Genomic DNA, 15152 nt, shown 5'->3' with positions numbered 1-15152 from the left:
CCTTTTTAAAATTATTGCCGGGTGGCGCGAGGCGTTCCCGGCCGACATCAGTCATTATGCAATAGTACGCTGAATTTCGATGATCTCGAACACTTCGATCATATCGCCAACGCGAACGTCGTTGTAGTTCTTCACGCCGATACCACATTCCATGCCGTTACGGACTTCGTTGACGTCATCTTTGAAGCGGCGCAGGGATTCCAGCTCGCCTTCATAGATAACCACGTTGTCGCGCAGGACGCGGATTGGATTGTGACGCTTGATGTTACCTTCGGTAACCATACAGCCCGCGATCGCACCGAATTTCGGTGATTTGAACACGTCACGCACTTCAGCCAGACCGATGATCTGCTGTTTCAGCTCAGGAGACAGCATGCCGCTCATCGCTGCTTTCACTTCGTCGATCAGGTTATAGATGACGGAGTAGTAACGCAGATCCAGGCTTTCGGCTTCAATCACTTTACGCGCAGACGCATCCGCACGAACGTTGAAGCCAACCAAGATCGCGTTGGATGCAGCAGCCAGGGTGGCGTCAGTTTCGGTGATACCACCTACGCCAGAACCGATGATCTTCACTTTAACTTCGTCAGTAGACAGTTTCAGCAAGGAGTCGGAGATCGCTTCCACAGAACCCTGAACGTCGGCTTTCAGAACAACGTTCACTTCGTGAACTTCACCCTCGGTCATGTTAGCAAACATGTTCTCGAGTTTAGATTTCTGCTGACGAGCCAGTTTAACTTCACGGAATTTGCCCTGACGATACAGTGCCACTTCACGCGCTTTCTTCTCGTCACGCACAACGGTCACTTCGTCACCAGCAGCCGGAACACCGGACAGACCCAGGATTTCCACAGGAATGGACGGACCCGCTTCCAGCACTTCCTGACCCAGTTCGTTACGCATCGCACGAACGCGGCCGTATTCGAAGCCACACAGAACGATGTCGCCCTTGTTCAGCGTACCTTCGCGAACCAGAACAGTTGCAACCGGACCACGACCTTTATCCAGGAAGGATTCGATCACCGCGCCGCTCGCCATACCATTACGGATCGCTTTCAGCTCCAGAACTTCAGCCTGCAGCAGGATAGCATTCAGCAGGTCGTCGATACCGGTACCCGCTTTTGCAGATACTGGGATGAACTGCGCTTCACCGCCCCACTCTTCCGGCATAACGCCGTACTGAGACAGTTCGTTCTTCACGCGGTCCATATCGGCTTCTGGCTTATCGATTTTGTTGACTGCAACAACCAAAGGCACCTGCGCCGCTTTCGCGTGCTGAATAGCTTCGATGGTCTGTGGCATCACGCCATCATCTGCTGCAACAACCAGTACAACGATATCCGTAGCCTGAGCACCACGAGCACGCATTGAGGTAAACGCTGCGTGGCCTGGGGTATCCAGGAAGGTGATCATGCCATTTTCTGTTTCTACGTGGTAAGCACCGATGTGCTGGGTAATACCACCCGCTTCACCAGAGGCAACCTTAGTAGAACGAATATAGTCAAGCAGAGAGGTTTTACCGTGGTCAACGTGACCCATGATGGTCACAACCGGTGCACGCGGTTCAGCCGCAGCACCTGTGTCACGGTCGCTCATTACTGCTTCTTCCAGCTCGTTTTCACGACGCAGGATAACTTTATGGCCCATCTCTTCGGCAACCAGCTGTGCGGTTTCCTGATCGATAACCTGGTTGATGGTTGCCATGGCGCCCAGTTTCATCATCGCTTTGATGACCTGAGAGCCTTTGACTGCCATCTTGTTCGCCAGATCGCCAACGGTGATGGTTTCGCCGATCACGACATCACGGTTTACGGCCTGAGCTGGCTTCTGGAAGCTCTGCTGCAGAGCGGAACCTTTACGCTTGCCGCCTTTACCACCGCGAACGGCAGCGCGTGCTTCTTCACGGTCAGCTTTGGATTCAGCGTGCTTATTGCCTTTTTTCGCAGGGCGCGCAGCTTTAGTACTGCGAGTACGGCCGCGACCACCTTCAACTTCACGGTCGTTGTCGTCTTCAGCCTGACGCGCGTGCTGAGAGGTGGTCACGTGATAATCGCTGGTATCTTCAGTCGGTTCAGCGGTATTCACACCATTTTTCTCGTTTTCTTCTGCCATACGGCGCGCTTCTTCAGCCACACGGCGAGCTTCTTCTTCAAGCTTACGGCGGGCTTCTTCTTCCGCTTTACGCTTCAGCTCGGCAGCTTCATTTTCACGGCGGGCTTTTTCAGCCTGGGCGGTTTTTGTCATTTCGTCGGTCTGTTGATTGCTCACTTTGTCTTTTTCCGCAGCGTCACGCTTCACTTTATCACTTGCGTCGCGTTTCGCTTTTTCTGCGGCCTCACGTTCAGCTTTTAATTCTGCTTCACGTTTGGCGGTTGCTTCCGCCTCACGCTGAGCTTGTTCTTCCGCTTCACGCTGTGCCTGCTCTTCCGCGGCAAGGCGTTCTGCCTCTTGCGGATCACGTTTTACAAAGGTGCGCGTCTTGCGGACTTCAATTTGTACCGATTTGCTTTTGCCACCGGTACCAGGGATGTTTAACGTGCTACGCGTTTTGCGCTGCAGCGTTAACTTGTCAGGCGTAGAACCGTGTTCACGGTTCAGGTGCGTTAACAAGGTTTGTTTTTCTTGCGCGGTCACCGAGTCATCAGCGGACTTCGGGATCCCTGCATCAGCAAATTGCTGTACCAGGCGGTCCACGGAGGTCTGAATCTCAGCAGCCAGCGATTTTACAGTTACATCAGTCATGCTGTTCCTTCCTGCTACAGTTTATTACGCTTCGTCGCCGAACCAGCAAATATTACGTGCGGCCATGATGAGCTCGCCGGCTTTCTCGTCGGTTAAACCGTCGATATCAGCCAGGTCATCAACGCCTTGCTCAGCGAGATCTTCCAGCGTACAAACACCACGGGCAGCCAGCTTGAACGCAATCGCACGATCAAGACCTTCCAGATTCAGCAGGTCATCAGCCGGCTTCTTATCGCCAAGGCTTTCTTCCTGAGCCAGTGCCAGGGTGGTCAGTGCGTTTTTAGCGCGTTCACGCAGGGCTTCAACAGTCTGTTCATCCAGACCGTCAATTTCCAGCAGCTCTTTCATTGGCACATAGGCCAGTTCTTCCAGCGTAGAGAAACCTTCTTCAACCAGAACAGTGGCGAAATCTTCGTCAATATCCAGGTATTTAGTGAAGGTATCGATCGCCGCATGGGCTTCAGCCTGATGCTTAGCCTGCAGGTCATCAACGGTCATAACGTTGAGTTCCCAGCCGCTCAGCTGCGACGCCAGGCGTACGTTCTGACCGTTACGGCCGATTGCCTGCGCCAGGTTGCCCGCTTCAACAGCGATATCCATGGTGTGTTTGTCTTCGTCAACAACGATAGACGCCACATCAGCTGGAGCCATTGCGTTGATCACGAACTGTGCCGGGTTGTCATCCCACAGAACGATATCAATACGTTCGCCGCCCAGCTCAGTAGAAACTGCCTGGACACGCGCACCGCGCATACCGACGCAAGCACCGACCGGGTCGATACGCTTGTCGTTGGTTTTCACCGCAATTTTCGCACGGGAGCCCGGATCGCGAGCCGCCGCTTTAATCTCGATAACTTCTTCGCCGATTTCCGGTACTTCGATACGGAACAGTTCAACCAGCATTTCTGGTTTAGAACGGGTCACGAACAGCTGTGCACCACGCGCTTCAGGGCGGACGGCATACAGAACACCACGGATACGGTCGCCTGGACGGAAGTTTTCACGCGGCAGCATATCTTCACGCAGGATCACGGCTTCAGCGTTACCCGGCAACCCTTCGGATTTGATCTCCAGAGAGATGTTGTCGCGGTTCACTTTCTTCACCACGCCCGTGATGATTTCGCCTTCCTGATCGCGGAACTGATCGACAACCAGCGCGCGCTCAGCTTCGCGCACTTTCTGCACGATAACCTGCTTCGCGGTCTGGGTGGTGATACGGTCGAAGGTGACAGATTCAATCTGGTCTTCAACATACTCACCCACGTTCAGACTTTCGTCTTCATAACGTGCTGCTTCCAGCGTGATCTCTTTAGTCGGCTGGGTCACTTCTTCTACGATTACCCAACGACGGAAAGTATCGAAGTCACCGCTTTTACGATCGATTTCTACGCGAACATCGATCTCTTGTTCGTATTTTTTCTTGGTTGCTGTAGCCAGTGCACTTTCCAGCGCTTCGAAAATCTTCTCACGCGGCAGTGATTTCTCGTTGGAGACGGCTTCAACAACAGCCAAAATTTCTTTGTTCATCGCGGGCTTTTCACCTCAATCCAGACTGTTAAAAGTGGGGAACCAGGTTCGCCTTCTGGATATTACTCAGCGCGAACACTTCATCTTTGCCGTCGACTGTCACCGTGATCATTTCACCATCAACGGCTTTGATAATTCCCTGCCATTTACGGCGGTTCTGTACGGCCATACGCAGAACGAGAGCCACTTCTTCACCGGTAAAGCGCACATAGTGCTCGGCCGTGAACATCGGGCGATCGAGGCCAGGTGAGGAAACTTCCAGGTTGTACGCAACGGTAATCGGATCTTCAACATCAAGAACCGCACTCACCTGGTGGCTAACATCAGCACAATCATCAACATTGATGCCATCTTCACTATCAATATAGATGCGCAGCGTCGATGTACGGCCGCGAACGAATTCGATGCCGACCAGTTCGTAGCCCAGTGCTTCGACCGGTGCAGTAATCATCTCTGTTAATTTTTGCTCTAATGTGGACAAGCCCACCCCCAAGACATAAAAAAAGGGCGTAAAGCCCAGTTATTCTGTAGTCAGATAACAAAAAACCCCGATAAATCGGGGCTTTAGATAACTGAACCCTATAGCCACAACTGTGGCCTGGAGCACTCTCCGAAAGAATTTTTTCAAATCCAGCTACGAAGGCTCTAAGTCTTCACAGTATATTTGAAAAAGAACTTTATGGGAAAGTGGTTGCGGGGGCCGGATTTGAACCGACGACCTTCGGGTTATGAGCCCGACGAGCTACCAGGCTGCTCCACCCCGCGCCTGAAACGTGGCAAATTCTACGCGTTTTGGACAGAATTTGCAAATAATGCTGGGATTTGGTACCGAAGACGGGACGTAAAATCGGCGTTTAGTATATTGATAGTTGACCCCACCTGTCAAGGCGACTTCCGCCAGATCAATCAGACCAAAATTTTTACAAAAAACGCACGAGTCTCTTCCGGTCTTCGCCAAAAGATGATTAAATGAATACTCACTTATTTTGCATAAAAATGCACAAGAGAGCGAAAGCGGTCTCTAATCAGTCAATCAAGCAGGGTTTTATTCTATGACGACGATTCTCAAGCATCTTCCGGTAGGACAACGTATTGGCATCGCTTTCTCAGGCGGCCTGGATACCAGCGCTGCACTGCTGTGGATGCGCCAGAAGGGAGCGGTTCCGTATGCATATACTGCGAACCTGGGTCAGCCGGACGAGGACGACTATGATGCTATTCCTCGTCGCGCTAAAGAGTACGGTGCAGAGAACGCGCGCCTGATTGACTGCCGTAAGCAACTGGTCGCTGAAGGTATCGCGGCTATTCAGTGTGGTGCTTTCCATAACACCACCGGCGGCCTGACCTATTTCAACACCACTCCGCTGGGCCGTGCAGTCACCGGCACCATGCTGGTTGCCGCCATGAAAGAAGACGGCGTGAACATCTGGGGTGACGGTAGTACCTATAAAGGTAACGATATCGAACGCTTCTATCGTTATGGCCTGCTGACCAACGCCGAATTGCAGATCTACAAACCGTGGCTGGATACTGACTTCATCGACGAGCTGGGTGGTCGTCATGAGATGTCCGAGTTCATGATCGCCTGTGGTTTTGACTATAAGATGTCCGTAGAGAAAGCGTACTCCACCGACTCCAACATGCTGGGTGCGACGCACGAAGCAAAAGACCTGGAGTTCCTGAACTCCAGCGTGAAGATCGTTAACCCGATCATGGGCGTGAAGTTCTGGGACGAGAATGTCAAAATCCAGGCCGAAGAAGTGACCGTTCGTTTCGAGCGCGGCCATCCGGTTGCACTGAACGGTAAAACATTCTCTGATGATGTTGAGCTGATGCTGGAAGCTAACCGTATTGGTGGTCGTCACGGTCTGGGCATGAGCGATCAGATTGAAAACCGTATCATCGAAGCGAAAAGCCGCGGCATCTATGAAGCTCCGGGAATGGCACTGCTGCACATCGCTTACGAGCGTCTGCTGACTGGTATTCACAACGAAGACACCATCGAGCAATATCACTCTCATGGCCGTCAGTTGGGTAAACTGCTGTATCAGGGCCGCTGGTTCGATCCACAGGCGCTGATGCTGCGTGATGCGCTGCAGCGTTGGGTCGCAAGTGCGATCACCGGTGAAGTCACCCTGGAACTGCGTCGCGGTAACGACTACTCCATCCTGAATACCGTGTCTGACAACCTGACCTATAAAGCAGAGCGTCTGACCATGGAGAAAGGTGAATCCGTGTTCTCGCCGGACGATCGTATTGGTCAGCTGACCATGCGTAACCTGGATATCACCGATACCCGTGAGAAGCTGTTCAACTATGTTGAGAATGGCCTGCTCTCTGCAAACTCTGGTAACGGCCTGCCGCAGGTTGAAAACCTGGAACACAGCGATAAGAAGTAATCACTGTACCGAAATGCAAAAGGCGCCTGAAGGCGCCTTTTTTGTTGTCGGGTTTTCGTAGGCCCGGCAAGCATCGCGCCGCCGGGCGAAACGGCGGGTGGCGCTACGCTTACCCGCCCTACAAAATCACAAACTACAGACGAAAAAAAAGACGTCTTTCGACGTCTTTCTTCTGGAATATTGGTACCGAGGATGGGACTCGAACCCACAAGCCCGTTAGGGCACTACCACCTCAAGGTAGCGTGTCTACCAATTCCACCACCTCGGTACAGAATACTTAGTGCGGGATATCGCTGGTCGGCTTAGCCGGTGCAGCTGGCTGAGTCTGCTCAGTTTTAGCTGGCGCGCTCAGATTTTCCCACTCGCTTCCTTTGCTGGTCTTGTTGCTATTGATATTGCCAAGCACCAGACTGATGATGAAGAACAGCGTAGCCAGAATCGCCGTTGTGCGGGTCATGAAGTTCGCAGAACCACTTGAACCAAACAGCGTACCGGAAGCGCCTGCTCCGAAGGAGGCTCCCATATCAGCGCCTTTACCTTGCTGCAGCATAATCAGCGCTACGAGAGCGATGGCTACAATAAGGAAAATAACTAAAAGAGCTTCGTACATAATCAACCTGTTCCTTGCGGATTTGCCGCATACCAATGCTTCGACCAATTAGCAGGATTTTTGTTTCCCACTGAAGCGGGTGTGAATACTAACCAAAGCGAATGGCCTTCGCAAGGGCATTTTTGACGCATTGTATCAACTGCGGAAAAAAACAGCAAAAAGCCATTAATTGCTTAAAACAAAGGCGACAAAAGCCGCCTTTTTAAACATTTAGCGTGCAAGATTATGCAGCTTTTACAGCATCCGCAATGCGGTGTGCGAACTCAGTGACCTGCGCTTCGTCTTCCCCTTCGACCATGACGCGGATCAGCGGTTCGGTACCGGACTTACGCAGCAGCACGCGTCCACGATTACCCAGGGCCGCTTCAACGTCAGCCATTACTGCTTTCACGTTCTCATTTTCCAGCGGATCGCCTTTGCCCGCAGTGAAGCGCACGTTCACCAGGAGCTGAGGGAACATTTTCATCCCGCTGCAGAGGTCGTGCAGGCTCATATGGTTGCGTGCCATTGCGGCAACCACCTGCAGCGCGGCCACGATGCCATCTCCTGTGGTGGTTTTGTCGAGCAGGATCACGTGACCCGAGTTTTCCGCACCGATACGCCAGCCCTTCTCCTGCAGTTTTTCCAGCACATAGCGGTCACCCACTTTTGCGCGGACAAACGGAATACCGAGCTGTTTCAGCGCCAGCTCCAGGCCCATGTTACTCATCAGGGTACCGACGGCGCCGCCGCGCAGCTGACCCTGACGCAGGCCCTCACGCGCGATGATATAAAGGATCTGATCACCGTCGACTTTATTACCTTCGTGGTCGACCATGATCACGCGGTCACCGTCGCCGTCCAGCGCAATGCCCAGATCGGCTTTTTCAGCCAGAACCCGCGCCTGCAGGGCACGAACGTCAGTTGCACCGACCTGCTCGTTAATGTTCAGACCATCCGGCTCGCAGCCGATGGTGATCACCTTCGCGCCCAGCTCGCGGAAAACATTCGGGGCGATGTGATAGGTCGCGCCATTTGCACAGTCCACCACAATTTTAAGGTGCGCCAGGCTCAGCTCATTTGGGAAGGTGCCTTTACAGAATTCGATATAACGGCCCGCCGCATCGACAATACGGTTCGCTTTACCCAGCTCTGCGGAATCAACACAGGTGATCTCTTTTTCCATTTCGGCTTCAATTGCTTCCTCCACTTCATCCGGCAGCTTGGTGCCATCGATAGAGAAGAACTTGATGCCGTTATCATAGAACGGGTTGTGAGAAGCCGAGATGACAATCCCCGCTTCCGCACGGAAGGTACGGGTCAGATATGCAACCGCAGGCGTTGGCATTGGGCCCGTAAAGGAGGCAGACAGTCCAGCCGCCGCGAGACCGGCTTCCAGCGCAGATTCCAGCATATAGCCCGAAATACGGGTATCTTTACCGATAATGATCTTACGGGAACCATGACGCGCCAGTACCTTGCCAGCAGCCCAGCCGAGCTTCAGAACAAAATCAGGGGTGATGGGAGCATCGCCTACACGCCCACGGATACCATCGGTACCAAAATATTTACGATTACTCATAGCGTTTGTTTTCCTTCGCTGCCAGTGTGGCTTCCACCACCCGCATGGCTTCTACTGTTTCTTTGACGTCATGGACACGAATAATGTGTGCGCCTTGCATTGCCGCAATCACCGCGCAGGCCAGACTACCACTCAGCCGTTCACCTGGCCCAACATTCAGTAACTGACCAATCATCGACTTTCTCGACATCCCCACCAGTAACGGCAGGCCAAAGTGATGAAATTCCGATAAGCGCGCAAGCAGCGCATAATTGTGTGAGAGATTTTTACCGAAACCGAACCCCGGGTCGAGCAGCAATTTCTCTTTTGGGATACCTGCACGTTCACAGCGCGCAATATGCTCAATAAAGAAGCGATTCACGTCGGCATAGACATCGTCATACTTAGGCGCTTCCTGCATGGTTTTCGGCTGGCCCTGCATATGCATCAGACAAACTGGCAGCCCGGTTTCCGCTGCTGCTTCAATCGCGCCCGGCTCGGTGAGTGAACGAATATCATTGATAATATGAGCACCTACTCTCGCCACTTCACGAATCACCTCAGGTTTGGAAGTGTCGACGGAGATCCATACTTCGAAACGTTGTGCAATCGCTTCAACCACCGGTACCACGCGCGCCAGTTCTTCTTCCACAGACACGTCAGCGGCCCCCGGACGCGTCGATTCGCCGCCAACGTCAATGATGGTGGCACCCGCATTAATCATTAAATTTGCGTGCTTAACCGCCTCAATAAGCGTGTTATGCGTGCCGCCGTCAGAGAAGGAGTCAGGGGTAACATTCAGGATCCCCATCACATGAGGATGTGAAAGATCGAGATGCGAGTCCTGGGCGAATAATTTCATGGCGAAATCCCTGGTATCTATATGGTTAAACAGAAATGAAAAACCCCGGAGCAAGCTCCAGGGTTTGAGGTACGGACAAATGCTTCAACAGCAGTGACTTACTTATCGCCCAACTGTTCTGACATGGTATTGCCCGGGTTTGGCGTACGCGGTTCATCAACCGGACGCGGCGCACGCGGGGTGCCATTGTTGTCAGAATTATTGGAAGCGCCTGGGTCTTCCCAGCCTGCTGGCGGACGCACTTCGCGGCGCGCCATCAGGTCGTCAATCTGCGGTGCATCGATGGTCTCATATTTCATGAGTGCATCTTTCATCGAATGCAGGATGTCCATATTGTCATTCAGGATCTGGCGAGCACGTGCATAGTTACGCTCAACCAGAGATTTCACTTCCTGATCGATGATACGTGCCGTCTCATCGGACATATGTTTCGCTTTCGCCACAGAACGGCCCAGGAATACTTCGCCCTCTTCCTCTGCGTACAGCAGCGGACCGAGTTTGTCGGAGAAGCCCCACTGCGTCACCATGTTACGCGCCAGGTTTGTCGCAACTTTAATGTCGTTGGACGCACCGGTAGAAACATGTTCAACACCGTAGATAATCTCTTCTGCCAGACGACCACCGTAGAGGGTAGAAATCTGACTTTCCAGTTTCTGACGGCTGGCGCTAATCGCGTCGCCCTCAGGCAGGAAGAAAGTGACACCCAACGCACGTCCGCGCGGAATAATCGTCACCTTATGCACCGGATCGTGTTCCGGTACCAGACGACCGATAATCGCGTGACCCGCTTCGTGGTATGCCGTGGACTCTTTCTGCGCTTCCGTCATCACCATGGAGCGGCGTTCCGCACCCATCATGATCTTGTCTTTCGCTTTCTCGAACTCCACCATCGACACGACGCGTTTGTTACCGCGAGCGGCAAACAGTGCTGCTTCGTTGACCAGGTTAGCCAGGTCCGCACCGGAGAAGCCCGGAGTACCGCGCGCAATGATTGCCGCGTCGATATCTGGCGCCAGCGGTACGCGACGCATATGGACTTTCAGAATCTGTTCACGACCGCGAACATCCGGCAGACCGACCACAACCTGACGGTCGAAACGGCCTGGACGCAGCAGAGCGGGGTCAAGTACGTCTGGACGGTTAGTTGCTGCGATAACGATGATACCTTCGTTACCTTCGAAGCCGTCCATCTCAACCAGCATCTGGTTCAGCGTCTGCTCGCGTTCATCGTGACCACCCCCCAGACCTGCGCCACGCTGGCGGCCAACGGCGTCGATTTCATCGATGAAGATAATGCACGGTGCTGCCTTCTTGGCCTGCTCGAACATGTCACGCACACGAGATGCACCGACACCCACGAACATTTCTACGAAGTCAGAACCTGAAATAGTAAAGAACGGCACCTTCGCTTCACCCGCGATAGCTTTCGCCAGCAAGGTTTTACCGGTACCCGGAGGGCCAACCATCAGCACGCCTTTCGGGATCTTACCGCCCAGTTTCTGGAAACGGCTCGGCTCGCGCAGGTATTCAACCAGTTCAGCAACCTCTTCTTTCGCTTCGTCACACCCGGCGACGTCAGCGAACGTGGTCTTGATCTGGTCTTCCGTCAGCATACGCGCCTTGCTCTTACCGAACGACATGGCACCTTTGCCACCGCCGCCCTGCATCTGGCGCATAAAGAAGATCCAGACGCCGATAAGAAGCAGCATTGGGAACCAGGAAATGAAGATAGAAGCCAGCAGGCTTGGTTCTTCTGGCGGCTCACCTACCACCTTGACGTTTTTAGTCAGAAGGTTATCAAGCAGCTTAGGATCGTTCACCGGGATGTAAGTCGTGTAACGGTTACTATCTTTCTTGGTAACGTTGATCTCACGTCCGTTGATACGCGCTTCGCGAACCTGGTCCTGATTGACCTCCTGCAGGAAGGTAGAATAATCCACCTTGCGGCCATTCGACTCGCTGGGCCCAAAGCTCTGGAATACTGACATCAGCACAACGGCAATGACCAGCCAGAGTATTAGGTTTTTCGCCATGTCACTCAAGGGATTAACCTCATATTACAACTGTGTTAAAAACAGCGTCAGGATACTCTATATCCAGTTTCATTCAAACTTTCGCCTGAAATCCACCGGTTATCATTTTCGCCCGGTCGCTACAATATACACTTCTCGGGAACGGGCCCGGGAAGAGTCCGGCTTACGAACTTTGACCTTCGCAAACAGGGAGCGAATTTCCTTAAGGTACTCCTCGAAACCTTCGCCCTGAAACACCTTCACAACAAAACTACCACCAGGCGCTAGTACATCACGACACATTTCTAACGCTAGCTCCACCAGATACATGCCGCGGGGGATATCCACCGCCGGTGTTCCGCACATATTTGGTGCCATATCAGACATGACAACCTGAACCTTACTGTCACCCACACGTTCAAGTAACGCTTTCAGTACTAATTCATCACGAAAGTCGCCCTGAAGGAAGTCGACACCGACGATGGGATCCATTGGTAAAAGATCGCATGCGATGATTCGGCCCGCTCCACCGATCTGCGTTACCGCATACTGGGACCATCCGCCAGGTGCTGCACCGAGGTCGACAACCGTCATCCCCGGCTTAAAAAGTTTGTCACTTTGCTGTATTTCATCAAGTTTAAACCAGGCGCGGGAACGTAACCCCTTTTTCTGCGCCTGAAGAACATATTTATCGCTAAAGTGTTCCTGAAGCCAGCGGCTGGAACTGGCAGAACGCTTTTTACCTGTCATTTAACATTTCCGTCCGGGTTCATCGTTACTTACCTTTGGCGTAAATTTCTACGCTGCTGTTTGGCGATATTAGGGAGATGGCGGTAGAATGAACCGTTTTCAATCCCAACGTAAGCAAAAATATACGATGAATCTGAGTACTAAACAAAAACAGCACCTTAAAGGTCTGGCACATCCGCTCAAGCCTGTAGTTATGCTTGGCAACAATGGTTTGACCGAAGGGGTGCTTGCCGAGATTGAACAAGCGCTGGAACACCACGAGCTGATCAAGGTGAAAATCGCCTCTGAAGACAGAGACACTAAAAACCTGATCGTGGAAGCCATCGTGCGCGAAACCGGTGCCTGTAATGTACAGGTCATCGGTAAAACGCTGGTGCTCTATCGCCCATCTAAAGAGCGCAAAATCTCGCTGCCACGCTAAGGATATCCTGAATCAAACACATTTTCTGTGTTAAACGAGGGATTTCTGTCAGCAGGTGAGCAAAATGCCATGCTCCTTAAGTTGTTAAAAGGCCGCTATGCGGCCTTTTTCTTTTCTTTACAATGTATCAACATCTTAGCAGAGAGGCGAATTACAGGTATTCGACCTTGATAATTTCGTATTCCACTTCACCACCAGGGGTGCGGATGGTGACAACATCGTCCTGCTCTTTGCCAATCAGGCCACGAGCAATCGGCGAGTTCACCGAAATCAGGTTCTGTTTGAAGTCTGCTTCATCATCACCCACGATGCGATATGTCTGCTCTTCGTCGCTGTCCAGGTTCAGCACGGTAACGGTTGAACCGAAAATCACGCGGCCATTATTAGGCATCTTAGTGATATCAATAACCTGCGCGTTGGACAGTTTTGCTTCGATATCTTTAATACGCCCTTCACAGAAGCCCTGCTGCTCACGCGCGGCGTGGTATTCAGCGTTCTCTTTCAGGTCGCCATGCTCACGCGCATCCGCGATAGCGGCGATGATTTCAGGGCGACGAACGGATTTCAGGAAATCCAGCTCTTCGCGCAGTTTTTCGGCACCACGTAAGGTCATCGGAATAGCTTGCATTTGTTATACCTCTTAAACATTCCTGTTGGGAGCAGTGTTCCCTGCCCCGGCCCTCATGAGCAGGCCAGAAGCAAAAAGAAAACCGACCCGGGAGCAACGCCCCAGGTCAGCAGCAATTTTCAATTTGATATGCATTTTACCGCGAAGTTCACTATGGGTCATCGTTTACTTTGCAGTGCTATGCACCGTAGTATGACGGTTTGTTTTCGGGTTGTTAGCGCGAGATTATGCGATTTTCCAGATTTATCATCGGATTGACTACCAGTATAACGTTCACCGCCCAGGCCGCGAATGTTGATGAGTACATTAATCAGCTCCCCGCAGGCGCGAACCTGGCCCTGATGGTGCAGAAGGTTGGCGCACAGGCTCCCGAGATTGACTATCACAGTCAACAGATGGCGCTGCCTGCCAGTACCCAAAAGGTGATCACTGCCCTCGCCGCCCTGCTCCAGCTCGGGCCTGACTTCCGGTTTACCACCACACTCGAGACGAAAGGTAACGTCGAGGGTGGCGAACTGAAAGGCGATCTTATCGCCCGCTTCGGCGGTGACCCGACCTTTAAACGCCAGGATATCCGCAATATGGTTGCGGTGCTGAAAAAAACTGGCGTGCAGAAGATTGATGGCAATGTGCTGATAGACACGTCCATTTTCGCCAGCCACGATAAAGCCCCAGGCTGGCCGTGGAACGATATGACGCAATGCTTTAGCGCCCCGCCAGCCGCCGCGATTGTTGACCGTAACTGCTTCTCTGTTTCGCTTTACAGCGCGCCAAAGCCAGATGATTTAGCGTTTATCCGCGTAGCGTCTTACTACCCGGTCACGATGTTTAGCCAGGTCCGCACGCTGGCCAAGGGCTCCCCGGACGCACAGTATTGCGAACTGGATGTGGTGCCAGGCGATCTTAACCGCTTCACGCTCACCGGCTGCCTGACGCAGCGTGCCGATCCGCTGCCGCTGGCCTTTGCGATACAGGACGGTGCCAGCTACGCGGGCGCCATTCTGAAAGATGAGCTGAAACAAGCGGGAATAACTTACTCCGGCACGCTGCTCCGTCAGACGCAGGTTAACCAGCCCGGCACGGTCATCGCCAGCAAACAGTCTCCGCCGCTGCACGATCTGCTGCGAATTATGCTGAAAAAGTCGGACAACATGATTGCCGACACCGTGTTCCGCATGATTGGTCACGCGCGTTTCGGCGTGCCGGGAACCTGGCGCGCGGGCTCAGACGCGGTTCGTCAGATCCTGCGCCAGCAGGCAGGGATCGATCTGGGTAATACCATTGCCGTCGATGGATCCGGATTATCGCGTCATAATTTGATCTCTCCGGCCACAATGATGCAAGTGCTTCAGTACATTGCACAGCATGACACTGAGCTAAACTTTATTTCAATGCTGCCACTGGCCGGCCATGACGGTTCGTTGCAGTACCGCGCCGGGCTTCACGCTGCCGGTGTGGATGGCAAAGTATCCGCCAAAACCGGTTCGCTGCAGGGGGTTTACAACCTTGCAGGCTTCATCACTACCGCCAGCGGACAACGCATGGCATTCGTGCAGTATCTTTCCGGCTATGCCGTCGAACCGACCGACCAGCGCAATCGTCGTATTCCGCTTGTTCGCTTCGAAAGCAGGCTCTATAAGGACATTTATCAGAATAACTAG

At 52.8% G+C, this 15152-nt stretch carries 12 protein-coding genes and 2 tRNA genes; 3 read left to right on the top strand and 11 right to left on the bottom strand.

Going from position 1 to position 15152, the window contains the following annotated elements:
* Positions 1-54 precede the first annotated feature (54 nt).
* The 4 genes from infB to PYW49_RS09810 form a co-directional block, all read right to left on the bottom strand.
* The gene (infB, locus tag PYW49_RS09825) at positions 55-2742 is read right to left on the bottom strand and encodes a translation initiation factor IF-2 (protein ID WP_134347422.1); all 2688 of its coding nucleotides are present in this window, start codon (positions 2740-2742) and stop codon (positions 55-57) included.
* A gap of 24 nt (positions 2743-2766) precedes the next feature.
* Positions 2767-4269 carry a transcription termination factor NusA gene (nusA, locus tag PYW49_RS09820; RefSeq protein ID WP_134347421.1) on the bottom strand — a complete coding sequence of 501 codons (1503 nt, stop codon included), beginning with the start codon at positions 4267-4269 and terminating at the stop codon, positions 2767-2769.
* 28 nt (positions 4270-4297) lie between these two features.
* Positions 4298-4750, bottom strand: a complete 453-nt coding sequence (gene rimP, locus PYW49_RS09815) for a ribosome maturation factor RimP (protein WP_032639709.1) — start codon at positions 4748-4750, stop codon at positions 4298-4300.
* 207 nt (positions 4751-4957) lie between these two features.
* Positions 4958-5034, bottom strand: a tRNA-Met gene (locus PYW49_RS09810).
* Positions 5035-5321: 287 nt separating this feature from the next.
* Between PYW49_RS09810 and argG the strand changes: the two genes are divergently transcribed.
* Positions 5322-6668, top strand: coding sequence for an argininosuccinate synthase (gene argG / locus PYW49_RS09805; protein ID WP_023309336.1), 1347 nt, complete (start codon positions 5322-5324; stop codon positions 6666-6668).
* Between the two features lie 181 nt (positions 6669-6849).
* Here the strand turns inward: argG and PYW49_RS09800 are convergent.
* From PYW49_RS09800 to rlmE, 6 genes are all read right to left on the bottom strand, one after another.
* Positions 6850-6936 (bottom strand) — tRNA-Leu (locus PYW49_RS09800).
* A gap of 9 nt (positions 6937-6945) precedes the next feature.
* A complete protein-coding gene (secG, locus tag PYW49_RS09795) occupies positions 6946-7278 on the bottom strand; it encodes a preprotein translocase subunit SecG (protein ID WP_023333590.1) in 333 nt (110 codons plus the stop codon).
* A 223-nt stretch (positions 7279-7501) separates the two neighbouring features.
* On the bottom strand, positions 7502-8839 hold the full coding sequence (gene glmM, locus PYW49_RS09790) for a phosphoglucosamine mutase (protein WP_134347419.1): 1338 nt from the start codon (positions 8837-8839) through the stop codon (positions 7502-7504).
* Positions 8832-9680, bottom strand: a complete 849-nt coding sequence (gene folP, locus PYW49_RS09785) for a dihydropteroate synthase (protein WP_134347418.1) — start codon at positions 9678-9680, stop codon at positions 8832-8834. Before folP ends, glmM begins: the two co-directional genes overlap by 8 nt.
* 98 nt (positions 9681-9778) lie before the next feature.
* Entirely contained in the window at positions 9779-11713 is a 1935-nt protein-coding gene (ftsH, locus tag PYW49_RS09780) for an ATP-dependent zinc metalloprotease FtsH (RefSeq protein ID WP_134347417.1), read from the bottom strand.
* Between the two features lie 102 nt (positions 11714-11815).
* Positions 11816-12442 carry a 23S rRNA (uridine(2552)-2'-O)-methyltransferase RlmE gene (rlmE, locus tag PYW49_RS09775; RefSeq protein WP_010436004.1) on the bottom strand — a complete coding sequence of 209 codons (627 nt, stop codon included), beginning with the start codon at positions 12440-12442 and terminating at the stop codon, positions 11816-11818.
* A 127-nt stretch (positions 12443-12569) separates the two neighbouring features.
* Here rlmE and yhbY point away from each other — a divergent pair, with 127 nt between their 5' ends.
* Positions 12570-12863, top strand: a complete 294-nt coding sequence (gene yhbY, locus PYW49_RS09770; protein ID WP_003861814.1) for a ribosome assembly RNA-binding protein YhbY — start codon at positions 12570-12572, stop codon at positions 12861-12863.
* A 151-nt stretch (positions 12864-13014) separates the two neighbouring features.
* Here the strand turns inward: yhbY and greA are convergent, their stop codons facing one another.
* Complete coding sequence (gene greA, locus PYW49_RS09765) at positions 13015-13491, bottom strand: transcription elongation factor GreA (RefSeq protein ID WP_134347416.1); 477 nt, start codon at positions 13489-13491, stop codon at positions 13015-13017.
* Positions 13492-13718: 227 nt separating this feature from the next.
* On the opposite strand from greA, the gene dacB reads away from it, so the two are divergent.
* Entirely contained in the window at positions 13719-15152 is a 1434-nt protein-coding gene (gene dacB, locus PYW49_RS09760; RefSeq protein ID WP_320386337.1) for a serine-type D-Ala-D-Ala carboxypeptidase, read from the top strand.

Origin of the sequence: Enterobacter chinensis, from assembly GCF_034008295.1 — a bacterium.
GTDB classification, from domain to species: Bacteria; Pseudomonadota; Gammaproteobacteria; order Enterobacterales; family Enterobacteriaceae; genus Enterobacter; species Enterobacter chinensis.
The sequence above is the reverse complement of the archived record's forward strand: the minus strand, read 5'-3'. Positions and strand labels throughout refer to the sequence as shown.

Excerpts from the sequence above, each read along its gene's own strand:
- infB (WP_134347422.1), bottom strand. The coding sequence starts at position 2,742 with ATGACTGATGTAACTGTAAAATCGCTGGCTGCTGAGATTCAGACCTCC.
- nusA (WP_134347421.1), bottom strand. The coding sequence starts at position 4,269 with ATGAACAAAGAAATTTTGGCTGTTGTTGAAGCCGTCTCCAACGAGAAA.
- argG (WP_023309336.1), top strand. The coding sequence starts at position 5,322 with ATGACGACGATTCTCAAGCATCTTCCGGTAGGACAACGTATTGGCATC.
- secG (WP_023333590.1), bottom strand. The coding sequence starts at position 7,278 with ATGTACGAAGCTCTTTTAGTTATTTTCCTTATTGTAGCCATCGCTCTC.
- glmM (WP_134347419.1), bottom strand. The coding sequence starts at position 8,839 with ATGAGTAATCGTAAATATTTTGGTACCGATGGTATCCGTGGGCGTGTA.
- folP (WP_134347418.1), bottom strand. The coding sequence starts at position 9,680 with ATGAAATTATTCGCCCAGGACTCGCATCTCGATCTTTCACATCCTCAT.
- ftsH (WP_134347417.1), bottom strand. The coding sequence starts at position 11,713 with ATGGCGAAAAACCTAATACTCTGGCTGGTCATTGCCGTTGTGCTGATG.
- rlmE (WP_010436004.1), bottom strand. The coding sequence starts at position 12,442 with ATGACAGGTAAAAAGCGTTCTGCCAGTTCCAGCCGCTGGCTTCAGGAA.
- yhbY (WP_003861814.1), top strand. The coding sequence starts at position 12,570 with ATGAATCTGAGTACTAAACAAAAACAGCACCTTAAAGGTCTGGCACAT.
- greA (WP_134347416.1), bottom strand. The coding sequence starts at position 13,491 with ATGCAAGCTATTCCGATGACCTTACGTGGTGCCGAAAAACTGCGCGAA.
- dacB (WP_320386337.1), top strand. The coding sequence starts at position 13,719 with ATGCGATTTTCCAGATTTATCATCGGATTGACTACCAGTATAACGTTC.